This is a genomic window from Ekhidna sp. (genome assembly GCF_039960695.1).
Lineage (GTDB): Bacteria > Bacteroidota > Bacteroidia > Cytophagales > Cyclobacteriaceae > Ekhidna.
The window spans coordinates 433,499-458,760 of record NZ_JBDVKP010000018.1; the positions used below are offsets into that span (position 1 = coordinate 433,499).

The window sequence follows — 25,262 nt, forward strand, 5'->3', positions numbered from 1 at the left end:
ATCACTAGGATGTCACACGATTACTAGTATGAAAACGCTATTGGTTACACTTCACATTACAGGAGGCTCACTTGCTATTCTCGTAGGAATGGTTGCTCTTTTTCTTAAAAAAGGCTCCAAGCTTCATAATAACTTGGGACGCATTTTCTATTATTCAATGCTGGTAATGGCAGCAAGTGCCGTATACATGTCTATTGAAAATCATGAACAAACAAATATTGTTGTTAGTCTACTGGTAATATATTTAGTGACTACCGCCAGAAAAACATTAACGAACAAGAAAGGAGTCATTGGAAATTTTGAAAAGCTTGCGTTGGTATATGCTCTAATAATTGTTGTTGTAGGAATTTTTTTAATCGTCGAGATTATGGATTTACGAGGAAACAATCTGGAGCCAATAGATTACTTCCTTTTCTTTTATACTTTCATTGCCTTGCTAGGCGCCATTCTTGACACTGTTGTCTTAATCAATGGAAAAATAGTAGGATCCAGGAGAATTGTAAGACACCTCTGGCGTATGGTATTTGCTTTATGGATAGCAGTAGGTTCTCTTTTTCTAGGTCAGCCTCAGGTGTTTCCACAAGTTTTGCAGGACAATCCAATGACGCTAGCTTCACCCTTTTTATTAGTCACTGTTACCTTGCTCTTTTGGCTGGTGAGGGTGTGGTTTATCAAAAGATTTAAGCACGTAAAGTACTAATTATCCAAATAACTTCTATAAAGTATAACAAATAAAATTTGTTTCCGTATATTTGTTCTATAAAGTAGAATAAATCATGTCAAAAGATCATATCGGAGAGCTGGAAGAATTGATTTTGCTCCTTATCGTAATGTTGAAGGAGGAGGCTTACGGATTAGCCATTCGTAAGTCATTGAAAGATCAGGCAAATCGTAATGTCACGATTGGCGCGGTGCATGGTACTGTCAACAGGCTTGAGAAAAAAGGCTTCATTGAATCCACCATGGGTGGAGCCACAGAAGAACGAGGAGGCAGGCGTAAGCGAATATTCAGCATTACCGCTTCTGGTAAAAATGTGCTTCAGAAAAGTAGAGATGTCAAGGTAAACCTTTGGAAACAGATTCCTGAGTTAGCAATCAAAAACGCCTGATCATGGGAAAGTCGAAACCTCCAAAAATTGTAGACCGATTGCTGGGCTTCTTCATCAAAGGGGAACTTCTGGAAGAAGTACTTGGCGACTTATATGAATACCATGCTGAACTATCCGGTTCATCTCCATGGAAACGGAAGGTGTTTTATTGGTTCCATGTTCTAAATTTTATTCGCCCTGAATTGGTCAAAAAAATAGTAGGTCAAATGAAACTCAACAACCTTGGAATGATCCAACTGCTGTTCAAACTCAGCTTTCGTCACATGAGAAAGAAAATACTGATTACAGTAATTAGTCTGATTACATTGATAACAGGGGTTTTAAGCTTCCAACTTACATTCAGTTGGGTTCAGAATGAGCTTTCAATGGACGATCTTCATTCTAAACGAGACAGAATAACAGTAGGCGTGGCACGGCTGAGTCCTGAAAGCAACTTAATCGCCTTTTCAATATCTGGTTTATATCAGATTGATTATACAGAGTACCCGGAGATTGAAAAGTCAATGTTCATCCACACCTATATGCCAGATGAAATCAAATTCTATTCTGATGGTGTGGCTTATGGTGGAAAAGGTTTGGTTGTAGACAGCACTTTTTTTGACTTCTTTGATTTCAAACTCCGGGTTGGTCTGGAAGACGCGCTGGCAAGCCCGACAAATGTGATGATCACGAAAGATTTTGCTCACAAAGTATTCGGAGATGAAGATCCTATGGGTCAAATCATTGAAATTACCTGTGATCAAAAAGGTACTTACCAAGTTGCGGGTATTCTTGACAAGATTCCTTCCAATAGTTCTATAGTATTCGATTTTCTGATACCGCGACATTCCAAAAGTTTTTGGAGAAGAGCACCCCAAGATTTTATAATGCTAAAAGATGGAAATAGCCTTCTTCAAATCAACAATAAACTGACAGAAATTGCAGGTTCTAGTGAGCGGTTTCTAAATAGTGAGGCATTCTTATATCCGTTTCGAGAGGTATATGATGATAAGCCTTTCAACATAACATTGTTTTCCAAATATGGAAATGCAGGAAACCTAAAGACAGTGACATTGATTGCATGGGCATTACTGCTCATTACAATCATTTGCTATACCAACTTGCAAACCTCGGTTCAGCTGGCCGAAATGAATAAGGTTAAACTCAAGCATTTAATAGGTGCATCCAAAAGACATTTGGTTAGTGAGTGGATGGTTCGTGGGTTTATTTACTTCCTCATCGCAACCGCCTCGAGTTTGATACTCTATCATTCCCTTTATAGTGGGTTTGTAGACTTCATTGGATTAAACCTTGATAAACAGTCGCTTTCTGATAGTTTGGTCATTGCCGGAGTAATTCTCCTCTCTGTCTTACTTTCTTCATTGATTGCGTCCTCCAATGTGTTCAGGCGTCTGGTTAATCTTGATGTACAAAAGGAAAAAAACACACATGCAATCGGTCAGCCGAGACGTCTTATGGCTATTTTTCAATATGCGATCACAGTTGTCCTTCTCATCGGTTCTGTGATCGTTGCATTGCAGTTACGATTTATGCAAAACAAAGATTTAGGGATTCATCAGACAGAAATTGTATCGACCGGTTTTTTTGATGTAATACCAGACGCTCGCCAGGATAGCGCCAAAAGAGCAGAAGTAGAGCGCAATCATAAATATGTAATGGATCGTCTTAGCAAACATGCAGATATCCTGGCAGTGTCCCAAGCCAAGGAGCCATTAGGTTTTGCTTACGATTTGCCATTCAAGCTTTCTTCATCGCCAGAAGGCTTTATCCCCATAAAAACCCTGAATAGTGACCCTGGCTTTTTCAAAATATTTGAAACATCAATAATTGAAGGTCGATTTTTTGATGAAACAGACGAAAACTATGCGATCAAATTGATAATAAACGAATCAGCCAAAAAATTCTTTAAAATCCAGAACATAGAAGATGCCAGATTAACCTCTAAAATCAATAATGAATCGTACCAGATAGTTGGTGTGGTAAAAGATTTTCACTTCGAACACCTTTCTCAGGAAATTCAGCCATTAATTCTAACCTATTTCACTCGTCTGGACAATGAAATCATTGTTAGATACCGAAACGGAACAGCTAAGAAGACGCTCGAGTTTGTGGAAGGAATATATAGAGAGGTCAATCCGAAAGGAATATTCACTGCAAGCTTTTTTGAGGATAAAGTAGCTGCTCAATATGCCAAGGAGGAAAAGGTAGGCAGGCTCTACGCAATTTTTGGTTTCATTGCCATATTACTATCCTCAGTTACATTGTTCTCATTTGTTTATCACGAAACCAATAGACGAACCAAGGAGGTGGGTGTTAGAAAAGTGAATGGCGCCTCACCGGCAGACATATTCAAGCTGTTTAGTTTGTCATTTTTGAAATCAGTTGTAGTTGCGTTATTCTTATCGATCCCACTTGGTTGGTATGTGATGGAGCAGTGGCTTAGCGATTTCTCCAATAGAATAGAACAAGAATTTTGGATATATGCTACTATTTCAGGAATAGTACTTTTTTGGGCTCTGGCAGCAATCTTTTGGCACACATTTAAAGTAGCTCGTGTAAACCCTGTTCAGAGCCTTCGATATGAGTAATCACCAATCTTCATCAATGACAGCATTGGCGTCAAAGTGAACAACTTTATCACCATAGATAGGATCGTAATAGTGACCACCTTCTTTGTAGTCCTGATTCCAAATCTTGGATCCACTCTCGTCAAGTCGATACAAAAAAGGAGATATCAGCAGACGCTCGAGGTGCCACCGACCATCTTCACCTGACGGTATATCTTCTCCTTGCCCATATAGCATCAGTCCACCATCATCATATACTTCATGACCTGGATTTGTGGTCTTATATTCATGGCTGACATTCATAACCTTGTGGCCTAATTCATGCGCAATCGTTTTTCTATATCGATCTTCACGTTTTAGGTTTGTAAGTGTGATAACACCTCGGTAGGTAGAGTCCATGCGATCAACATATGAATAAGTTGGAAAAGAAAGTCCACCAGTCCGTACGGTTTTCATGGTCCAATTCCTTCCTTCAGAAACTTCTAAAAAAGGATAAAAAACATCTTGTAAAACAACTAAATAAATAGTGCGATGACTGAATGGTTTAGGTTCCACAATAGATTTGAAGGCCTCTTCCGCTAAGTCAGTAAGAACAGAAGGATGTCTCCTCGAATGCTCATACATATTCGCATACTCTGTTTGGGGAACCCCAGGAACCTCATTGGCTTGAATGGAAAAAAATTTTGGATTCACTTCTCCGCTTTTTACCCACAAGAGATTGAGCTGTACTCCACTAGGTTCGTAGATTTCTTTTGCAAATGCAAAGCTTTCCATCACTCGATTGAGTGTTACTTTATCAAATTTTGTATCCAGATTGGATGGGAAGTAGACGCCAATATCCATTGTCAAAGCACCGCGTTTTAGATTACCATTAATTGATTTTATATCAACGGAATCTACTTTAGTCCATTCAACGAGAGTGGTCTCACCTAAAACGTCATTGTTTGTTATTGGATGCTGCTTTTCAGTATTACAGGAAAAGATGACTAAGGTCAAAATAAAAATGCAGCTCTTTGTCATTTAGTCATGAATTTTTCCATTAAGATAACCACAAATCACTCATCTGTATTTTCGAAAATTCATTAATATGTAAAAAATATTTTACATTGAGTAAAACATATTTAACTTTATGTTCGTAATACTTTACATCAAGTAAAAAAACACTTACAACCACTTATACTAAAATGGACTATCACGAAAGAAAAAGTATTTTCAACATGTTCAGCACAGTCATTGTATTGGGCATTTATTATTGGTCAGTATTCGAACGTTTCAATGCTGAAATTATGAATACAGATGAGCAACTGCAGTTTTGGGCGAAAGCTATTCTCATTGCTATACCGATTTCAATAGCAACTAAAATAGTAATGATGATCATTTTCGCGATTAGTAATTATATCATCACCCGAGAGAAAATGCCTGACTTTGAAGACGAACGAGACAAACTAATAGAGCTAAAGTCTACCCGAAATTCCTATTTTTTCTTTGGAATGGGATTCGTTATTTCTTTGGTTGTTCTTGCGTTTGGCTACCCGCCCAAATACATGTTTATCGCATTGATTTTGGCAGGTATCGGATCAGAAATTTTTGATAACCTTTCCAAACTTTATTACCACAGAAAAGGCGTATGAAAAAGAGCAATCATAGCGTAACCAACAACATACGCAAGCTAAGGTTTGAGCACAATGAAATGACACAGCAGCAGCTGGCAGATACGGTGAAAGTGACCAGACAAACCATTGTGGCCATAGAAAAAGAAAAGTACTCTCCGTCACTTGAACTTGCCTTCAAAATTGCAGAGGTGTTTAAAATTCCATTGGAACAAGTCTTTACTTATAAATCGAAAAACGACTAAGCTGATGAAACTATTTATTCTAAAAACAAATATCAGATCTCAGCTGCAGGTAAATAAACTAAAGCCAGTATTTCAGAAATATGAGCATATCGCACGCTGGTCAGTGGATCTTGAGGATGCTGATCGTGTCCTAAAGGTAGAAACCAACATTGATTCTGAACAATCGGAACTTATCAAGTTGGTACGTCAGCAAGGAATTTATTGTGAAGAATTACCAGACTAGCTATGATTACTAAATCCTACTTTCGAAAAGTCATCCTACAGTACCGCATGATTGCTGATGGGCTGCTTTATGCACAACGAAACGAACAACTCTGCCAAATGATTAGCGATTTTCTGGAGCGAAGGGAATTTCAAAAGATTCATACTTTTTTGGCAATTAAGGAAAATAATGAGCCTGATATTTCACCACTTTTCGAACCATTATGGAAGGCTCAAAAACAAATCATCATTTCTAAAACAGATTTCATGTTCAAGCAAATGCGGCACTACCTGTTCGAAGAGCAGACTCAGCTTGAGGTCAATAGAAAAGGAATACCAGAACCGATCAATGCACGGGAAGCTTCCGTGAGTGATATTGATATCATATTTGTTCCACTGCTGCTATCGGATAAGCTAGGCTATCGCATCGGATATGGAGGTGGCTACTATGATCGGCTCCTATCCGAAACAAATTCTCTGAAAGTTGGGTTATCCTTATCTCCACCGGTAGACGAAATTCTTCAAAAAGAAGATTGGGACATACCTTTGGATTACTTAATTACACCTTTTAAAACTTACCAATATGGCTAAAATTACACTAGGCGGAACAGAAACGAATACAATTGGCAACTTACCGGAAATTGGCAGTCAGGCGCCTGACTTTCACTTGGTGAGAAAAGATATGAAAGATGTGACGCTGGCAAATTATCATGGGCAGAAAGTGATTATGAACATCTATCCAAGTATAGATACAGGTGTTTGTGCCATGTCAACTACCAAGTTCAACCAAGAAGCCTCAAAGCTGAATAATACACGAATCATTTGTGTGTCGAAGGATTTGCCATTTGCTCTCAACCGCTATTGTGAAGCAGAAGGGATCGACAAGCTGGACAACCTGACCAACTTTCGTGACAATGGCGATTTTGGGAAAAACTATGGAGTGGAAATTATAGAAGGAGCATTCAAAGGACTCAACGCTCGAGCAATCGTGGTTGCGGATGAAGACGGCAAAGTAGTATACACTGAGTTGGTACCAGAAGTAGGACAAGAGCCGAATTATGAGAAGGCTCTAGCTGCCATTCAGTAGGCAAAAGCAACCATTTGCCATCATTCTTCATTATGTGATTGTTAAGACCGAAACTATTTGAGCAGTTGTGCGTCTTTCGTAAAGTCTATCACTAAAACTAATTACCGTTTTGAAGAAATTTTTACTGCTTATAGCAGTCATGCCATGCTTATTGTTTGCTCAAGAGAACTATACCATTAATGGCTATGTAAAAGACGCCGCAAACGGCGAGGCACTGATTGGAGCTACAGTGCTAATCACAGAGCTTGGTACAGGTAACATTACTAATGTCTATGGATTTTACTCGATCACATTACCTGCTGGAGATTATACGGTAGAATACAGATACCTTGGGTTTGTTACTCAGCGCGAATCTGTATCATTATCGAAGAATAACCGCATTGACATTGAACTCTCAGAAGAGCAAACAACCTTACAAGAGGTTGTTGTGACTGCCCGACCAGAAGATGAAAATGTGACTTCTACTGAGATGAGTGTTGCGGAATTGGACATCAAGACCATAAGTAAGCTTCCAGTCTTCGCTGGTGAAATTGATATCATAAAGAGCATTCAACTGCTTCCAGGAGTAAGTTCGGTTGGTGAAGGAGCCTCTGGATTTAATGTACGAGGAGGAAGTGTCGGTCAAAACCTCATTTTACTTGATGAAGCACCGGTATATCAAAGCTCACACCTTTTTGGATTCTTCTCAGTGTTTAATCCGGACGCGGTGAAAGATGTTAAACTATATAAAGGCGGTATTCCTTCGAGATACGGAGGAAGACTCTCATCCATCTTAGATGTGCGAATGAAAGAAGGCAACAGTAAAGATCTGGATGTTTCCGGAGGGATCGGGACTATTTTTAGCAGACTTACAGTTGAAGGCCCCATCAAAAAAGATAAAGCTTCATTCATTGTTGCTGGAAGAAGGTCTTATGCGGATGTACCTATCAGATTGCTGACCGATTTTCTTAATGATGGAGCCGCACTTTATTTCTATGACCTGACAGCAAAGGCCAACTATAACATTGATGACAAAAACAAAGTATTTGTTTCTGGGTATTTTGGTCGTGACGTATTCAAATTTGACGCGCTGCAAGGATTCAATTGGGGAAATCAAACAGCATCTGTGAGATGGAATCACCTTTTCAACGATCGTTTTTTTAGCAATTTCACTGCCTTCTACAGCAACTACGATTACGCATTTGAAGTAGGAAATACCGATGACGATCAGTTCGATTGGAGTTCAAAAGTGCAAACCATCAATTTTAAACCTCAATTCTCATACTTTTTAAATCAGAAAAACGAACTCACTTTCGGAGGGGAGCTCCTCTATTACACCTTCTTTCCTGCAGATGCTGTTGGGTTTTCATCAGGCAATAGAATTGACCTGAGTCTTGAAAAAAAGAATGCACTTGAGACCAGTTTGTATGTGAGCAACAATCAGAAGGTCACAAAAGATCTATCAATAGAATACGGCCTTAGATATTCAAGCTTCAATCACCTCGGCCCCGGTAATAAATACGTCTTCGGAGATACGCTCGCAGGACTAAGAAAACCAGTTTCCAGCACAACCCGGATAGGCAATAATAAATCACTGGCTTTTCATCAGAATTTTGAACCACGACTCTCAGTGCGTTATCAGTTGTCTAGTTCGTCGTCTATAAAAATGAGCTACAACCGAATGAATCAGTACATTCATTTAATATCAAATACAGTCGCGGCGACACCAATAGACGTATGGCAGCCGAGCACCAATAATATTCAACCGCAGCAAGGTGATCAAGTCGCTTTGGGATACTTCAAAAACTTCAAAAACAATGCATACGAAACCTCAGCAGAGGTTTATTACAAGAAAACTAAAAATCAGGTAGACTACATTGATGGAGCTGATTTGTTTATCAATGATTTGCTGGAAGCTGATGTGCTGTCTGGCGATGGTAGAGCTTACGGACTTGAGATATATGCCAAGAAAAACGAAGGTGACCTCACCGGCTGGGTTAGTTATACACTGGCTCGCTCCGAGCTCAAAATTGACGGCATCAACTATGGGCTAAATAGTCCGGATAGAGCAGGTAGGTGGTATCCTACACGATTCGACCAAACACATAACCTTAAGGTCGTCGGAAACTACAAGCTTAAAGAACGCAAAAATCTATCCGCGACCTTCAGCTACATTTCGGGCACGCCAACAACTTATGCGACAGATCGAATTTTGGTTGCAGGACAGGTAATCCCAATCAACAACGGCAGCAGAAATAATTTCAGAATCCCGGACTATCATCGACTGGATGTGTCATATACCATTGATTACAATTGGGTAACCAAAAAGGGTAGAGAACGATCGAGCAGCCTGGTACTATCCGTTTACAATCTGTACAACAGAAAAAACGCATTTGCAGTCAATTTCACACAGGATGAAGATAGAATAGACTATAGCCAGCTAAATAATATCAACGTTCCAAATCAACCAGTGACAACATCCGCATTTGAGACTTCAATCTTATTTTTCGTACTCCCATCTGTAACGTATAATTTCAAATTCTAATGAGAAAGTTTTTATATCCACTCATCGCGCTGATAGTCCTTTCTTGTGAAACCCAGGTCGATCCTGAATTAGAGGCTTCTCTCAACGTATTGGTCATTGATGCATGGTTGACCAACAACGACCCCACTCAGCACATAAATATTACCAGATCTCAACCATACTTCGACAATAGCACTCCCGCTAAAGTATCAGGGGCCATTGTAACTATCACAGATTTGACTGAATCGACAAATCCAATATATATGTTTAATGAAGAGTCAGATAGATATACATGGGAAAGTGGTGATGGCAGTACGCTGGGGATAATTGGTCATCGCTACCGATTAGAAGTAGAGGTGGATGGAGCGCGATATATTGCAGAAACACAATTGAATGACTCACCACCTGTAGATAGCGTAAGCTTCAGGTTGGAAAAAGGAAATGCCTTTTTTGACGACCTTATATTCGGAGAATTTTTTGCTACTGATCTGGAAGGAATTAACGACACTTACTGGATAAAAGCCTGGAAAAATGGAGGTTTTTTAGGAGAGCCCGGTGAGATAAACATTGCCTATGATGCGGCTTTCTCAAAAGATGCCGACAATGATGGGGTTCAATTTATACAGCCGATTAGAGATGGAATCAGCTCGGTTGAGGAATCGAGAGACGAAGAATTTTTATCTCCTTTTAACCTGCCTGACACTTTGCTTTTCTCAGGAAACAACCTGATCTATAAAAACGACCGTTCATGGTATGGCCAGATTAGAAATAGCAAAATATTCTTTGAAGTTGAAGACAGTATCGCAAACAACAACGTGCCAGATTATCTCGAGTTCTTACCATTGAATGACGATAGATACGTCCCTCTGGGTGATACGGCATTGTACGTCAAGGGAGACACGGTGTATGTAGAAATCCACTCGATTTCCAATGAAGCTTATTTCTTCTTGAACCAAGTGATAATTGAAACTACCAGAGCCGGTGGGTTTGGAGCTTTATTCGCCACACCATTAGCCAATGTTCCAACTAATATTATTCCCGAAAATCAGGAAAATTCAGTAGCTGGGTTTTTCAATATTGCAGCTGTTAGCGGCGGAGGGAACAGATTAAGAGAAGAAAGGCAGATTAGAATAGTTGAATAATTCAGTACAAAAACACTTAATTTCAATTTTATAAAATCCACTTAACAACATAGCCTCGTACGTAGCTTAGATTTTAAAAAAATAAAAGTTTAAGCACTATGAGAAAATTAGTATTGTCACTAGGCCTTGTTATTTCAGCTGCCTTGGTGATTGTTTTGGTGGCCGCTGACCACATCGATGCGCCAGCTGTCGGAACGCTTGCTAATGGTAGTACGGTAGAAGATATCACCGACTATTACGCATTCGAAAGCCCTTCTAATTCAGACAATTATGTATTCGTCTGCAATGTGGCTGGCCTCAGCTCTGAAACATCCTTCAGTGATGATGTGATGTATGAATTCAACATCGATGGCGATGGCGACAATGTCGAAGATCAATTGATCCAGGTATATTTCGAAGATGGACAAGCAATCACCTATGGAGTGGTTGATGCAAGTGGACAAACAGGACTGAACAGTCAGATTGTAATGAACTCCACAAGAGTGTCTACCGCTGTCGGTAGTTCTTCATCTTCTGGAGACACACAGCTCTTTGCAGGTTTGAGAGATGATCCATTCTTCATGGATTTCTTCCAATTCGTAGACGTTTTAAACGGAATTGGAGCTTCACTAAGTGATGACACCAATACCGGAGTGTATGACGCCAACCGAGATTCAGACCCTGATACGGATGGTGTGCAGCCTTATCCTGCAGCTTTCAAAGCAGATGGTGAAGCTTTAGACACTTTTGCAGGTGCGAATGTACTATCTGTTGTAGTAGAAGTGCCGAAGAGCAGCATTAATGATACCGACGGGAAATTCACTTCGTGGGTAGAAGCTAAGGCGAAACAATAATTCAAAAATTTATAAGAACTGAAATTATGAAAAAGAGAAATAATATATATGCAATGTTGTCTGTCATGACGCTACTTGTTTTTTCAAGCTGCGGAGATGATGACGGAGGAGACATTCAAGTAGAAGCAGACACATATGCTACAGTAGATCAAATGGGAAGACCAGCTATCAATACTGTCTTCAACTTCTTTGGGACTGCCAATGTGAAAAATGCATACAATTCAACGCTTCCGTCAAACGGATCAGCGAATGCAACGGCTTTCGCGGGGATTTTAAATGCTGTACAAACGTACATATTCCTGGACCCGGAACAGTTTGAAAACATTCTAGGCATTGACAATGATGCTCTTGCTGGAGTACTTGCAGTTGATGTACTTCAATCAGACAAAAACTCGGCCTCAAGCTATGGCTCACTAAATGGAAGAACACTTAGTGATGATGTAATCGACATAACCTTATTGTTGGCATTTTCAGATCAGTCTGAAGCAGGTGCTGATAATCCTGTTAAAGATGGAGTATCATCAGACAATGTGGACGCAAACGATAAGTCGTTTAGCTCAAGTTTTCCATACCTCGCAAGCCCTCACTAATGTCCAATGAAAAAGCTATCAGCACCGTCTTGTGATTGCTGATAGCTTTTTCTTCTAAAACCAATAGCGATGAATGATGTATTAAAAGTATTGGGATTAATGCTTGTCATTGCCAGTTGCTCTCAAAGCCCACAAACTGAATCGATAAGTAACAACGCTGACTATGCGAAATACCTAAACACTCAGCCAACCAACCTTGAACCACTTGAAAAACAAGAAGTTTTTTGGATCAAAAAGATTGTGGAGGAACCACGAGGATTCACTTTTTATGAAAAACTAGGGAGCACCTATCATCAATTATTTAAAAAGACCGGAGATGTAAATTATCTGGATAAAGCAGATAGTGTATTTGTCATCGCTCAAAAGTTAACTCAAGGAAGGTGGAAAATTCCAAGCCTGCTCAGCCTAAGCAGTCTTGCGATAAAAAAGCACGATTTTCAAAAGGCCGTGACATATGCCGTGATGGCAAATGAATTGACGGAGGAAAAATTTGGACCCTTGCTGATGCAGTTTGATGCAGAAATGGAATTGGGAAATTACCAAATGGCACGAGCGATCCTTGACAAAACCAAACGCATGAATTCTTTCGATTATTTAGTGAGATTATCAAAGTATAAAGATCATGAAGGAGATCTTGACTCTGCTATTTACTACATGGAAAAGGCCAATGGATTGATACTGCGTCACCAAAAAGAACAAAAACTATGGGCAACAGCCAACTTAGCAGATATGTATGGCCATGCTGGCCGTATCAAAGATTCATATGCCAATTATTTAAAAGTGTTGACTTTGGATTCTACTTATGATTATGCGATGAAGGGCATAGCCTGGGTTGCCTACTCTCACGATCGAAATACCATCGAGGCAAGAGAAATTCTAAAAAATCTTCAGCAGAAAACCGCTTTGCCAGATTACTTCTTATTACTAGCAGAAATTAGTGAACTTGAAGAGAAAAAGGTTGAAGCAGAAAACTATAAAGACCTGTTTCTTGTCGAAGCTGGCAAATCCAAATATGGAGGGATGTATAATAAATACGTCATCGATATTTTGATTGGTCAAAATAATTTTGATGAGGCAATAAAATTAGCTGAAGAAGAGGTATCCAAAAGGCCCAATCCCGCAACGTACGATTGGCTTGGATGGACACTATTTAACCAAGGAAAGTCGGAAGAAGCGATAAAGATATACCGGGAAAATGTGCAAGGTGAGACATTCGAGCCTGAAGTTATTTATCACATGGGTGTCGTCTATCATGCCTTGGGGATTAGTGAAGGTCAGGATTATCTGGAAGAGTCATTGCAAGCATCCTACGAATTAGGACCATTAGTCACTTTGGAAATAAAGTCAAGACTGAAAGGATAATTTTTTGAAAACTAAAATCCAAAGAAAATAAGTACTACGTAAGTTGAATGTCAATTATTTATCGTAGCAATACGGTACATAGCTGGTTGGTGATAGATGCCCTGATCATACTGTGATCAGGGTTTTTTATTTAATGAAATGTTAATGGCTATAAAAACAAGAGTGATGACGTGCACGACTATTATTTTAGTAAAAAAAATCACCTGCGTGTCTCGACTATTTTTTGTATTTCTAATTTTAGTTGCATGTAATCAGCAATCAGCCAAACATCCAGTTTTGAAGTATTATCCTTCAGAAAATGTGTTTGAAGACGGGTATGTAAGCAAGTATTACAGACACTACTATCCAAAAAATAAAGATGCGCGGGCGTCTACAGAAATCACCTATTCGAAATTTCGAAAGGAGGGAAAACGCATCTTCATAGAAAGATTTAATGCAGGCTTTGACTTAGTAGGAACCACTGAACTTTTGGTTTCAGGATCCGAGATTCTGGTTGAAAAATTAGTAGACATTCGACGAACGGATACCATCGATATTGAAATAATCACTCCAGTGAGATCCCGATGGGACGGAGGAACAATAGAGCCATACATACTTAGATATATGTTTGGAGAAAAATACTATCGCTATACTGAGCAGCAGTTGGATGTTTACGACACACTGATTGATGGCAAGCCAGGTAAAATTTTGTTGATGGATGCAGCATATACAGAAGAAGATAGCGAAGAGCAAACCAATAAGTTTACTGATAAATCAATTTACCTGGCGGGACTAGGTTTTTACGCTTCATCTAGCATGAACGAAAACTACAAACTAGAAGTGGAGTTGATAGAGCAAATGTCAGTCGTTGAATTTGAGCGCCGGGCCGATCACAATAAGCATCGCATTGCGTGGATAGATCCTGATAACACATTAGATCCTAGCGAAGAATTCAATATTTGTGGTCCTGATCAGTTCATTGCAGATTACTATAATTCAACGCCTGATGGAAGATATCTCCATGGAAAACGAGCCATGCTTGACACGGTCTTTCAGAATCTGGATGAATCTAAACTATTGGAGCAAAATGGTATGCTCATCTTTCGTTTTGTTGTAAACTGTGAAGGCAAGGCAGGGAGATTTATCGTAGATGGATACGACTTCATGTACCAGCCGATACAATTTGAGCAGGAAACTATTGAGCATTTACATAGTATTCTAAAAAAGCTTGAAGATTGGCGTCCTGTGGTAATTGATGCTGAACCCAGAGATGCATATTTCTATGTGAACTTTAAAATAGAAAATGGAAAAATCACTGATATACTTCCTTAGTATCTGTTTTATGCTCATCACATTTTCTTCCTGCACGGAACAGCAATGGTATAAGAATGAGCTCAGTGCGGCCACAAAGAAGCAATATGCATCTCAGCTGAGGCTGGGTGGTGGGTATTATTATCAAGGCTCAGTTCCCGAGCAATTCCAATTGGAAGAATCCATGAAAATGGATTCAACAGATGGAGATCTGTGGCGCGAAATAGCCACTGCAAGGTTGAAACGAGGCATTGCTGATGAAATGTACTACTACTACAGTGAGGCTGTAAAAAGAAAACCGAATAAATGGGTTGGCTTTCGAGGGTATTGCTATTTGTACTTTTATCGAGATTACTACAGAGCTATCGAAGACTTCAAGTATGCCGATGAAATGAGTGGTCAGGTAGATTACTCTCAAGGTCAAAGTCATGATTACATGCGTGGCATTTGTTATTATGGATTGGAAGACTATAAAGCTGCCCATGAATCGCTAGACAAGTACATTACGAAAGTGGTGAAAGATGAAGGAGAAGAATGGGTAGATGTTTATGCATTCTTATACAAAGGACTCTCACTCATCAAGTTGGAGAGGTTGGATGATGCAATTGTAGAATTTGATCGAGCGTTGAAGTATTACAAAAACTTGTCGGATTGCTTCTACCATAAGGCTCGCATTCATGTTGCTAGAGGTCAGTTTGATCTGGCCATGGAAGAACTAAGGCAGGCAGAAAAATATCATAAGGAAGGCTACTATCATCAGCGACCCTATGTAGAAGTTCTAGAACAAGTCTACATACAGGACATCAGACGGCTGATGATGGAAATTAGTACAACTTGACTCAAGCCGCTATTCTTACTCTCGATAATCCAAATAGCAATTTTCTATGTTGCATCACCTGAGTGTCTTCAATCGACTTGGAATCGATCATGGAAGACTCTGTGATAACTTTAAAATCAAAGTTGCACATCATGCTTAAATCCAAAGCCGCCTCTGTCATTTCGTCATTTCGATCAGCATCCACCTTCCAGTAAATTTTTACAGCCTTTCCTGCTTTGTGTGCTCGATTCATAAATTTTATAATAGACAGCAAATACTTAATGGTAGTTGTATTAAACATCTCGAATTTGAAGCTAATAATTAGCCCATCACCCCGATCTAGAAACAACTGAACTTTACGTATTAAATGTTCATATCTATCACATAAATCTTCGCCAACTGACCACCCTTTCACTTCAATGAAATTAAGGTTTGGGTGAATGCCAATTTGAAGACTTTTTTCGATTTGATTTTGAGAGCCTCTAGCTGGTCGAGCTTCTCCTTTAATTGATTGTACGTCCATAATAGTGAGTTTTAATTTTCTAAATGATTTCTTGTACAAAATTTCAAAAATCGACGTAACTACACGAGCGTATTTTTCTGATTCTTAAGATTTACGTGCTTTACGTATCCGTTGTAAGTGGAACTCGAGAAACAATTAGACTTTCTTCACTTTCTGATTCCCAGTGATGGCGTCTATCATTTTGACATAGCTGACCTTTTTATCAGAATGTTGGGAGACGTAGAAGTATTGAAGACCTTCTAGCTCAACGGTGCATTTACCGAGCTCGTATCTGTGAGCAAAAACTTCATCCCCTTCCAAAATCTGAACACCTTCTTCGTCAAGGATTTCTGGTGGGAGTTTTTCTTTAGGTTTTCTTTTAAATATTCCGAACATCTACATGCGGTTGAAGCGTGCAATACTAAAATGAATTGGCGAGTTAGTGAAATAGAGGAGTAGTTAAATTAGTGAGTTACTAGCGAACAAGTGACAAATTGCTTATTAACTGATCAACTAGACATTACCAACCACTTGCATGGTCTCAAGTGAAGGACTTTCGCTGCCACCACGAGGTTCAATTGTAACAGCAAAGGCTGCCGCATTAGCCCCTATATTTTTCATATGTACCAAGAAGTTGGAACCATCTGGATCAAATACACCGGCATCTACTGGCTTACCATCAATGATTGCCCAAAGTTGATATTGCTGGTTTTGAGATAGCTCTTTCAAATTTTGAATGTTGAGGTAAACATCCGCAGTGGCTTCATTCCAGTATACGGTGGCTTGAGATTCTGGAGAGTTATCAGTGCCATTCATTATTACTCGCTGATAAGCAGTATTGTTCATGATAGCTACCGCATTTTGGATGTCATCCAGCTGCTGGTTTACCTGATTATAGTTTTCTGCAAACTGTTCATTCTGAGCAATGAGTGTAGAGAGTCTGTCTTCTGCAGACTGCCACTTATTCCAATAGTTGAATGCCATTATAGCAGAACCTAAAGCAATGATAATCGAAGCTGCCGCAGCAAACCGGAGCATACCAAATGAGCTTTCCGGCCGCATCTCTACAACAGGTGCTTCTTTCTTGACTTTCTGCTGTGTTTCAATTTGAGCCAACAGCTCACCCTTCACACTTGCAGGTGGTTTCACAGCAGTAGCAAAGGCAAGGGTTTCCATAGACAATTCGATCCTCTCCAGCTCATACCTTATCTCAGAATGTTCTGAAGCAGCATTTTCCACCTCTGTGCGTTCAGCTGACGAAAGCTGATCCATCACATAGGCTTCTAAAATGCCTGACGATATGTATTCTTCTATGTTCACACTACTTGCAATACTTTTCTCATGTTCTTCAATCCCATCCTCAGGCGTGTTTTTACCGTCCCGAGTGGAATATCAAATTCCTCCGAAATTTCTGATTGGGTATAGCCTTTAAAATAAACCATCTCCAGGATGAATTTTTCTTCATTGCGAAGAGAAGTTAACGTTTCTTTCAAGCCAATGCCATCGATATTCAAGTGGCTTAAATTGTTTCGTTCTATTCCAGATACGTAAGTTTCTATATTATCGGTTTTTCCCACCTTCTTCATTTCTTTCGAACGAAGTTTATCGATTGCCAAATTACGGCTAATATTTACCATCCAGGTAAAAAATCGACCCTTTGAAGAGTCGTATTGCTCAATCTTATCCCAAAATTTCATGAAGGCGTCCTGCAGCACCTCCTGTGCTACATCAACGTCGTTGACTATGCGGGAAATTGCTCCATAAATCGCAGCAGAATAATTATCGTATAGATAGCTAAATGCGTCGGCCTGTCTCGCTTTCATACGAGCGACAAGTTGATCTTGATCGATTTGTTGATTAGGTAGGCTCACTTTGACTATTGCGGGGCAAAATTATCCATTTATTGATGTTCTCTCATTAGGTACCCAACTTAAAATTAACCATACATTGATTCTTTGTCGTCTGGCTGGCAATTAAATAGACCATTACTATGGTCTATTTCAACTTACGTAGACTGATTCTTTTTGGATTTTTTATATTTATCGGAGTAGCTATTCAATCCACTTCTGTAAATCCAATCATCGTAGCTCATCCGTATGTTAGTGCAATTATTACCTTGAATCAGCATCTAACATTTTATGATTGTCCAGAATAAAATTTATTCCTTATTTTTTTACCTTCTTGGCCTTCCGGTTTTTTCTCAAACCATCACAGGCAACATCAAAGACGCCTCTTCAGGTGAATCCGTTGAGTTTGTAACTGTTTATAATCTTACAAATGAGGTTCACTCACACAGTAATGTGGCAGGTACTTTCTCTCTCACAAATACTGCAATTGGTGATTCTATCTTTATATCAATGGTTGGTTATGAGCGCATACAGTTTGTTGTATCTGAGGAGACCAATTGGAATATTATCATTCAACCTGCACCTGTGCAGTTATCGCAAGTAACCATCACACCGGATATCAACACCTTAAATAAAATCAAAGACGTTGACCTGAAATTGAATCCAGTGAATTCATCGCAGCAAATCTTGCAGAAAGTGCCAGGACTTTTCATCGGACAACATGCTGGTGGCGGCAAAGCGGAACAGATCTTTTTAAGAGGTTTTGATATTGATCACGGTACAGATATTCAAATTTCAGCAGATGGCATTCCAGTTAATATGGTTTCACATGCTCATGGCCAGGGTTATGCAGATCTCCATTTTTTAATTCCAGAAACTGTGAAAGGCCTGGATTTTGGAAAAGGTCCATACTATGCTGAGAAAGGAAATTTCACTACAGCAGGCTATGTTGACTTTAGCACGTATGATCGGATTAGCAGTAGCAATGTGAAAGTAGAAGCAGGAAATTTTAATACACTTCGCACAGTCAGTATGATCGATTTGTTAGATGGAGATGGGACACATGATGCTTACATAGCCACTGAATTTATAATGTCAGATGGCCCTTTCGAATCCCCACAAAATTTCAATCGACTGAATTTGTTTGGAAAATATAATGCGCAGATAGGGAATGATTTTCTGACCATTCAGGCGTCTACCTTTCAAAGCAAATGGGATGCCTCTGGACAAATTCCAGTGCGGGCAGTTGAGTCTGGTCAAATCGGACGCTTTGGTGCAATTGATGACACTGAAGGCGGTGAAACAACCAGGCAAAACTTTCTTATCGATTATACTTCTTCCTTTTCCAATGGAAATTTTATGCAGACCAAGGCCTTTGTTTCAAAGTACGATTTCGAGTTGTATTCCAACTTCACCTTTTTTCTTGACGATCCAGTCAACGGAGACCAGATCAGGCAAAAGGAATCGCGGACGATTTATGGCATTCAAACTTCGTATAACCACGGTGCCCGGTTGCTGTCGGGTGATCTTACCATCGAAAGCGGGATCGGTTTTCGGTATAATGATATCAATGGAGTAGAGCTTTCCCGCACTCGAAACAGGAGCGAAACACTGGAACGAATTGCGCATGCAGATGTTGATGAGTTTAATGGTTTCGTATTTTCTGGTGGTACATGGGAGTCGGGCAATTGGATGGTGAATGCGGGACTTAGAATAGATCAGTTTCGCTTTGAGGAAGTGGATTTTCTTTCAACTAATTATGAAAGGAAGTCTTTCATGCAAAGCATTGTTTCACCAAAGCTGAATGTGATCTTTAGCCCTTCAAACAGGTGGCAATTTTATGCCAAATCGGGGAAGGGATTCCACAGTAATGACACACGTGTAGTGTTGAGGGAACAAGGTCAAAACACACTTCCTGCTGCATGGGGGTATGATTTGGGGACTGTATATCAACCAATTAAGCGACTGTTTATCGATGTAGCATATTGGGAATTGTACCTTGAGCAAGAGTTTGTTTATGTAGGGGATGCGGGCATAGTAGAACCAAGCGGAAGGACGAAGCGCACGGGTCTTGATGTTGGCATCAACTATCAGCTTACAAATGAGCTGTTTATCAATTCCAATTTAAACTATGCAAATCCTGTGGCTATAGATGAGCCTGAAGGATCAGATTTTATTCCGCTAGCACCAACTTTGACAAGCGTCGGAGGCCTTACATACAAAGGCAAAAATTTGAGTGGAGGTATACGGTACAGATACATCAAAGACAGAGCTGCTAATGAGGATAATTCTATAACAGCCAAAGGCTACTTCCTTACAGATGCAAATCTGGCATATGATATTTCTAACTGGACTTTTTCATTGGCAGTTGAAAACCTATTTAATGTTAACTGGAGAGAAGCGCAATTTGAAACGGAATCTCGACTAGCAGGAGAATCTGAATCGATTTCAGAAATTCATTTCACACCTGGAGTTCCATTCTTTTTGAAGGCAGGATTGATAGTTAAGTTTTAGAGTTTCCAATTATTACCTAAACCGTCTAAAAAGCACCTTCAAAAACTCCTTCACCTCATCAGACTGCATGTCCCATTCATTATGTTTGGCATATCCCTGCACAAGGAATTCGACAGACTCATCAAAAGAGCTATAGTCTTCCAATTCGATGAGTGCATTTTCGAATTCATGCTTGTCGTTTCGAAAAAGCTCTTTTATGAACATGTATCTATGGTTGAGCGAGATTAGCTCAAGAATACCACTTTCCTTCTTCGAGTTTCCCAGGTGATCAGCCACAGTCTCCTCCTCGCTTTCAAACTGCTTATTGATGGTCTCTTCTGGAAAGTCGTCTTCTTTGTCTTCATCTTCCAGCAATATAGGAGTTCGTATTTCTTTTTTGGTTTCCTCTTCTTCCGTAGGCTCTTCTTTTTCTTTCGGAGCTTCTGATGTCGGAGCTTCCTCTTCTTTTGTTTCCGGCTTAGATTCTTCTTTAACCTGCTCCACTTTCTGTTCCGCCTCGTTCATGTCATCAATATCCTCCTCTATCATCGCCTCATCTTCCGCATTCATCTCGATGTTGGCAGTCTCTTCATTTGCATCTGGAGCTGTCTTTTTGGCCTTTGGACGCATTTCAACCAAATCTTCTTCTCCAGGCTCAAAAAGGTCATCCTCATCAAATTCATCCATTTCAGGATCATCTGAGAATATTTTTTCTGCAGTTATTGGAAGTATTGTCGTAAGCAACTCACATTCGGCATTAACTGCTTCTGTAGTGTCAAAATCATCAAACTCTTCAGGCAATTCATCAACTACATCATCGATGGTAAGCCCTTTCATGTCTGACAGAAAATTTTGAATTTCTTTTTTATGAATCTTGAGGTACTTCACTGTCCCTTCAACGGACTTTTCCCTGATGCTTTCAACACCTCTGCTATCTAAATCAATTTCAACATATGCTTGAGGCATTGCAGCCAGATAGATCGTGTCTTTTACTGCATGATTGAGAAGTGTTTCAAATTTTTCTTTATTGATTTCGATGTGCTGTGATAACACATTCATAAATTGAATCATGGCCTGACGTACCTCGTCATGCTTATAATTGAAAAAAGGGCTTTCAAGTTTTTTGGTTTCCTCTTGCCAATACCTGAAAAGCAATTTTATTACAAAAAAATTGACCTGCTTAGATGGAGTTACCTTTAAAATTTCCTTACCCGTAATGACTTCCTTTCCGCTTTTAAAAAAATCAGCGGTCACTTTCGATGCAAATTTCTCACAATAGCCGTCAATAAAGTCTTCGTTTAGTTTCTTTTGCATTCTTGAAAATTGATGGTATGCCTACAGTAGTAATTGCTAACCTAAAGAGTAAATCTATTCATTGTGAGGATAAAAGGGAAAGTTTGCTGAATATTTTGCTTACAGCGACAGACTGGATGCACGCATGTGGAGCCAAGGGAAGATGCACCACATGCAAAGTAAAAATCATTACTGGAATGGATCATCTAACACCCAGAACAAAAGCAGAAGAGCACTATTCGAAATTGAATAAATTGCGGGAGAATGAGCGCCTGACCTGTCAGACATTTCTAGGTGGAGATGTGACTATTGAGGTGCCACTAGAAACTCAATTACCTCATCTGACTTACTCGGAGTAAAATGTTTGTAGAACCTCATATTGGAAAAGGTACACTCAGGCGTGGAGGCTGGATTGAAGTCGTATGTGGATCCATGTTTTCTGGAAAGACCGAGGAGCTGATTCGGCGTTTGAATCGCGCAATGCTTGCTAATCAACATGTGGAAATTTTTAAGCCAGCTGTTGATAAGCGCTATCACAAGGTTAAGATTGTCTCCCATAAAGACTCCACTATTCCATCGACACCAGTAAATTTTGCAAATGACATTTTATTAAGAGCAGGTAATTGCGAAGTAGTAGGTATTGATGAGGCACAATTTTTTGATGAAGAGATAGTAAATGTTGCAAATGAACTGGCCAATCAAGGGAAGCGTGTCATTGTAGCTGGTTTAGATATGGACTTTAAGGGCGTTCCGTTCAAACCAATGGATGCATTGATGTCTATAGCTGAGTACATCACGAAAGTTCATGCCGTATGTATGAAGTGTGGAAATGTGGCATCTTATTCCCATCGACGTACTAAATCGAAGCAAACCATAGTTTTAGGTGAAAAGGATATTTATGAAGCACTTTGTAGATCATGCTTCTTTGAGGCGGTTGGCGCTCAGTAGTCTGGCACTCATCATTGGATGGAATGCCTTTACGCAGAACATCCCTGTAGGTACGTGGCGTACACATTTTAGCTACAATGATGCACGGCATCTTGCAGTCACCGAAGATAAAATATTTTGCTCGACAGCCATCGGACTTTTCTCTAGAGAAAAGTCCGATGGTTCGCTAAGAAGACTGTCAAAAATAGATGGACTTTCGGATGTAGGAGTTTCTGCACTTGCGTACAACCAGAATCTGAATATGTTAGTTATTGGTTATGAATCAGGATATTTGGATTTTGTTTTTGAAGATGACTTGCTCAGCATTTCAGATATCGCAAAAAGTAACTTGGAAGGAGATAAATCCATCAATGACATGGTCTTTGGGCCATCAATGACATTTCTTGCTACAGACCTTGGGGTGATTGTTGTCAATTCTTCAGACGCATCAATTATAGAAAACTATGTACAAATCGGTACTGGCGGGATTTCAGTAGAAGTTTTCGAAATCCTTTTTCGAAATGATTCATTATTTATACGTACGACAGAAGGAATACAATCTGGCAGGTTAGATTCCAATCTACTAGACTTTGGGAATTGGACAAGGTACCCATCTACCTCAGCCTACACTAACCTTATTCATATTGGTAATGAAATATATTCGGTTGTGGGCACTGATTTGAGAAGGCTATCAGGTGGAACCTGGATCGACACAGGGTTTGATTTGCCCGCCGGAGCTACGAGTCTTTACGATGTGGATAGTCAACTTTTTACAGCATCAAACGGTACAATCTATCGGTTAGAAGAAAGTGGTTTTACTGCGAATTTGGTTACTTCAGCCTCATTAGTAAATGATATCACCAGTATTGGAGGGGAAATGTTCTTAGCTGATGGCGTTCAAGGATTGATCAATCAAGCTGGTGATCAGCTCTCCCCAAGCGGCCCCATCTCGGATTCTTTTAGCAACTTCCGCGTCATTGCAAACGAGCTATACGGATTTCATGCGCCATCACCATTTTCTTATAATGGCTCTGCACAGATTGAAGGGTACTCCAAATTTTCAGAAGGCAAATGGGAAGCGGTTTCAATTCCGATTTTTAATAATGTTTCGGATGTCGCCAGGTATAATGGTAATTTTTACTTTTCATCCATTGGGGACGGAATTTATGATGAATTGAATAACACAACGATTAAAAATATTCCAGCAAGTTCATCCCAATTGGATACCATAATTACTGCGCTAGCAAGTGGAGAAAGGCTTTGGGCATCATCTTTTCGAAATGATAATTCCATGCATATCATGGATGAATCTTTGGAATGGACATCATATGCTTCAACCTTTTTAAATGAAGATGAATATCTAACAATTGACCTTTCAGAAACTGGAATTGGATGGTTAGGTGCTTCCTCTGGGATTATTACTGTATTAGATCCCGAAGAAATTCAGGTAGATCAAATTAGCACTTCTGATGGTCTTCCATCTTCATTTATTGACATAGATATAAGTGTTGAAGACAATGCTTGGGTGGCTACAACACGTGGGCCTGCATTTTTTTCCGATGCTTCATTTATCTTCTCAGACTCAGAAGGTATTCAGCCCACATTTGAGAATCGAATCTTGTTTGATAATGAGCAGATCAATGCTGTGATGACGGATGGTGGTAATCGTATTTGGTTCGGCACAAATCAAGGACTTTGGATCTTTGATGAAAATACTTCTGAACAGGTGGCTGTCTTTAATGAAGCAAACAGTCCACTACCTTCAAATAAGATTATTCAATTAGCCTATAATGGAAGCAATGGAGAAGTGTTCATTTTGACCTCAAAAGGAATGGTTTCATATCGAAGTGCATCTTCCATTGGAACGCGAGGCCACAGAAACGTTACTATTTTTCCAAATCCTGTACGTCCCGATTATCAAGGATTGGTAGCTCTTACAGGTCTTGCTAGAAATGCCAGTGTGAAAGTGACAGATATAAATGGCAACCTTGTAAAGACGATAAATGCAAATGGAGGATCAGCCTCATGGGATTTAACAGATGCAGATAGCGGAAAGATAAGCACAGGCGTTTACCTGTTTTTTAGCTCAGATTCAGACGGGGAAGAAACTTATGTTGGAAAGATTGCTGTGGTGCGATGATCGTCAAATCCAAAGGCATTGTTCTCAGCTATATGAAGTATGGAGATACTTCGATCATCGTTCGGATATTCACCGAAGAAGGAGGTTATGGCTCCTATATTGTTAATTCAATAAGAAGCCAGAAATCGAAAAAAAGTATTGGCCACTTTCAGCCATTTACGATTCTTGACCTTGTCCTCTATGTAAAAGAAACTCGAGATTTGCAGAGAATCTCTGAGTTTAAAAGCCATTACCCGCTGCACAATATCCATCAGGATTTGATAAAAAGTTCGATCACGCTTTTTCTTACAGAAGTAGTATCAAAATTGCTACAATCGGAACAATCTCCAAACCCTGAGTTGTACGTCTTCGCAGAAGAATCCATAAAGGCGTTTGATGAGATCGTCAAAGGGGTTGGTAACTTCCATTTACAATTTTTGCTTAAAATGGGACCCTTCCTGGGATACGCCATCGACGATATTGACAACCTCTTTAGCTCAACAGACAAATTAGTGCCAACAAATGAGAATCATGAAATCATGGATTCGCTAATGAAAGAGCCATATGGTTATGAAGTGAAGATGACAAGAGAATCAAGAAGCACTATGCTTGATACCATTCTTGAATATTACCAGCATCATGCACATATTTCTAAGCCAAAATCACTTGAGGTACTCCGTAGTATTTTGAATTGATTTCCACTGTATTCTGAACTAAATTGTAGA

The 25,262-nt window shown here is 39.6% G+C and carries 26 protein-coding genes; 20 read left to right on the forward strand and 6 right to left on the reverse strand.

Annotated features, from left to right (window positions below):
* Positions 1–28 precede the first annotated feature (28 nt).
* From ABJG98_RS12005 to ABJG98_RS12015, 3 genes are all read left to right on the forward strand, one after another.
* On the forward strand, positions 29–700 hold the full coding sequence (locus tag ABJG98_RS12005) for a hypothetical protein (protein WP_348279762.1): 672 nt from the start codon (positions 29–31) through the stop codon (positions 698–700).
* Positions 701–776: 76 nt separating this feature from the next.
* Positions 777–1,109, forward strand: coding sequence for a PadR family transcriptional regulator (locus ABJG98_RS12010; RefSeq protein ID WP_348279763.1), 333 nt, complete (start codon positions 777–779; stop codon positions 1,107–1,109).
* A gap of 2 nt (positions 1,110–1,111) precedes the next feature.
* Complete coding sequence (locus ABJG98_RS12015) at positions 1,112–3,697, forward strand: ABC transporter permease (protein WP_348279764.1); 2,586 nt, start codon at positions 1,112–1,114, stop codon at positions 3,695–3,697.
* On the opposite strand, the gene ABJG98_RS12020 is transcribed toward ABJG98_RS12015, so the two are convergent.
* Positions 3,698–4,696 carry a hypothetical protein gene (locus tag ABJG98_RS12020; protein ID WP_348279765.1) on the reverse strand — a complete coding sequence of 333 codons (999 nt, stop codon included), beginning with the start codon at positions 4,694–4,696 and terminating at the stop codon, positions 3,698–3,700.
* 164 nt (positions 4,697–4,860) lie between these two features.
* On the opposite strand from ABJG98_RS12020, the gene ABJG98_RS12025 reads away from it, so the two are divergent.
* The 12 genes from ABJG98_RS12025 to ABJG98_RS12080 all read left to right on the forward strand — a co-directional run bounded on the left by ABJG98_RS12025 (position 4,861) and on the right by ABJG98_RS12080 (position 15,377).
* Positions 4,861–5,307, forward strand: a complete 447-nt coding sequence (locus ABJG98_RS12025) for a hypothetical protein (RefSeq protein WP_348279766.1) — start codon at positions 4,861–4,863, stop codon at positions 5,305–5,307.
* On the forward strand, positions 5,304–5,531 hold the full coding sequence (locus ABJG98_RS12030; protein ID WP_348279767.1) for a helix-turn-helix transcriptional regulator: 228 nt from the start codon (positions 5,304–5,306) through the stop codon (positions 5,529–5,531). The genes ABJG98_RS12025 and ABJG98_RS12030 overlap by 4 nt, the downstream gene beginning before the upstream one ends.
* A gap of 4 nt (positions 5,532–5,535) precedes the next feature.
* A complete protein-coding gene (locus tag ABJG98_RS12035) occupies positions 5,536–5,754 on the forward strand; it encodes a hypothetical protein (protein WP_348279768.1) in 219 nt (72 codons plus the stop codon).
* 2 nt (positions 5,755–5,756) lie between these two features.
* Complete coding sequence (locus ABJG98_RS12040) at positions 5,757–6,323, forward strand: 5-formyltetrahydrofolate cyclo-ligase (RefSeq protein WP_348279769.1); 567 nt, start codon at positions 5,757–5,759, stop codon at positions 6,321–6,323.
* Positions 6,316–6,819, forward strand: a complete 504-nt coding sequence (gene tpx / locus ABJG98_RS12045) for a thiol peroxidase (RefSeq protein ID WP_348279770.1) — start codon at positions 6,316–6,318, stop codon at positions 6,817–6,819. The genes ABJG98_RS12040 and tpx overlap by 8 nt, the downstream gene beginning before the upstream one ends.
* 109 nt (positions 6,820–6,928) lie before the next feature.
* On the forward strand, positions 6,929–9,343 hold the full coding sequence (locus ABJG98_RS12050) for a TonB-dependent receptor (protein WP_348279771.1): 2,415 nt from the start codon (positions 6,929–6,931) through the stop codon (positions 9,341–9,343).
* Positions 9,343–10,464, forward strand: a complete 1,122-nt coding sequence (locus ABJG98_RS12055; protein WP_348279772.1) for a DUF4249 family protein — start codon at positions 9,343–9,345, stop codon at positions 10,462–10,464. The genes ABJG98_RS12050 and ABJG98_RS12055 overlap by 1 nt, the downstream gene beginning before the upstream one ends.
* A gap of 98 nt (positions 10,465–10,562) precedes the next feature.
* A complete protein-coding gene (locus ABJG98_RS12060) occupies positions 10,563–11,297 on the forward strand; it encodes a DUF4331 family protein (RefSeq protein ID WP_348279773.1) in 735 nt (244 codons plus the stop codon).
* 26 nt (positions 11,298–11,323) lie between these two features.
* The gene (locus ABJG98_RS12065) at positions 11,324–11,887 is read left to right on the forward strand and encodes a DUF4331 family protein (protein ID WP_348279774.1); all 564 of its coding nucleotides are present in this window, start codon (positions 11,324–11,326) and stop codon (positions 11,885–11,887) included.
* 69 nt (positions 11,888–11,956) lie between these two features.
* Entirely contained in the window at positions 11,957–13,249 is a 1,293-nt protein-coding gene (locus ABJG98_RS12070) for a hypothetical protein (RefSeq protein WP_348279775.1), read from the forward strand.
* A 207-nt stretch (positions 13,250–13,456) separates the two neighbouring features.
* Positions 13,457–14,560, forward strand: a complete 1,104-nt coding sequence (locus ABJG98_RS12075; RefSeq protein ID WP_348279776.1) for a hypothetical protein — start codon at positions 13,457–13,459, stop codon at positions 14,558–14,560.
* Positions 14,532–15,377 (forward strand): hypothetical protein, encoded by an 846-nt coding sequence (locus tag ABJG98_RS12080; protein WP_348279777.1) that lies wholly within the window; start codon positions 14,532–14,534, stop codon positions 15,375–15,377. Before ABJG98_RS12075 ends, ABJG98_RS12080 begins: the two co-directional genes overlap by 29 nt.
* Position 15,378: 1 nt before the next feature.
* Here ABJG98_RS12080 and ABJG98_RS12085 read toward each other — a convergent pair whose 3' ends face one another.
* From ABJG98_RS12085 to ABJG98_RS12100, 4 genes are all read right to left on the reverse strand, one after another.
* Positions 15,379–15,879 (reverse strand): SiaC family regulatory phosphoprotein, encoded by a 501-nt coding sequence (locus tag ABJG98_RS12085; protein ID WP_348279778.1) that lies wholly within the window; start codon positions 15,877–15,879, stop codon positions 15,379–15,381.
* 135 nt (positions 15,880–16,014) lie between these two features.
* Complete coding sequence (locus ABJG98_RS12090; RefSeq protein WP_348279779.1) at positions 16,015–16,254, reverse strand: hypothetical protein; 240 nt, start codon at positions 16,252–16,254, stop codon at positions 16,015–16,017.
* Positions 16,255–16,371: 117 nt separating this feature from the next.
* Positions 16,372–17,178 (reverse strand): anti-sigma factor, encoded by an 807-nt coding sequence (locus ABJG98_RS12095; protein WP_348279780.1) that lies wholly within the window; start codon positions 17,176–17,178, stop codon positions 16,372–16,374.
* On the reverse strand, positions 17,175–17,681 hold the full coding sequence (locus tag ABJG98_RS12100; protein ID WP_348279781.1) for a sigma-70 family RNA polymerase sigma factor: 507 nt from the start codon (positions 17,679–17,681) through the stop codon (positions 17,175–17,177). The genes ABJG98_RS12095 and ABJG98_RS12100 overlap by 4 nt, the downstream gene beginning before the upstream one ends.
* Positions 17,682–17,996: 315 nt before the next feature.
* Here ABJG98_RS12100 and ABJG98_RS12105 point away from each other — a divergent pair, with 315 nt between their 5' ends.
* Entirely contained in the window at positions 17,997–20,219 is a 2,223-nt protein-coding gene (locus ABJG98_RS12105) for a TonB-dependent receptor (protein ID WP_348279782.1), read from the forward strand.
* Positions 20,220–20,231: 12 nt separating this feature from the next.
* Here the strand turns inward: ABJG98_RS12105 and ABJG98_RS12110 are convergent, their stop codons facing one another.
* Positions 20,232–21,512: a hypothetical protein gene (locus ABJG98_RS12110; RefSeq protein ID WP_348279783.1), complete on the reverse strand. Its 1,281-nt coding sequence runs from the start codon at positions 21,510–21,512 to the stop codon at positions 20,232–20,234.
* 17 nt (positions 21,513–21,529) lie between these two features.
* On the opposite strand from ABJG98_RS12110, the gene ABJG98_RS12115 reads away from it, so the two are divergent.
* The 4 genes from ABJG98_RS12115 to recO are packed head-to-tail and all read left to right on the forward strand — an operon-like array spanning position 21,530 to position 25,232.
* The gene (locus ABJG98_RS12115; protein WP_348279784.1) at positions 21,530–21,850 is read left to right on the forward strand and encodes a 2Fe-2S iron-sulfur cluster-binding protein; all 321 of its coding nucleotides are present in this window, start codon (positions 21,530–21,532) and stop codon (positions 21,848–21,850) included.
* 1 nt (position 21,851) lies between these two features.
* A complete protein-coding gene (locus tag ABJG98_RS12120) occupies positions 21,852–22,439 on the forward strand; it encodes a thymidine kinase (protein WP_348279785.1) in 588 nt (195 codons plus the stop codon).
* Positions 22,390–24,558 carry a hypothetical protein gene (locus tag ABJG98_RS12125; protein WP_348279786.1) on the forward strand — a complete coding sequence of 723 codons (2,169 nt, stop codon included), beginning with the start codon at positions 22,390–22,392 and terminating at the stop codon, positions 24,556–24,558. Before ABJG98_RS12120 ends, ABJG98_RS12125 begins: the two co-directional genes overlap by 50 nt.
* Positions 24,555–25,232, forward strand: a complete 678-nt coding sequence (recO, locus tag ABJG98_RS12130) for a DNA repair protein RecO (protein WP_348279787.1) — start codon at positions 24,555–24,557, stop codon at positions 25,230–25,232. Before ABJG98_RS12125 ends, recO begins: the two co-directional genes overlap by 4 nt.
* Positions 25,233–25,262 lie beyond the last annotated feature (30 nt).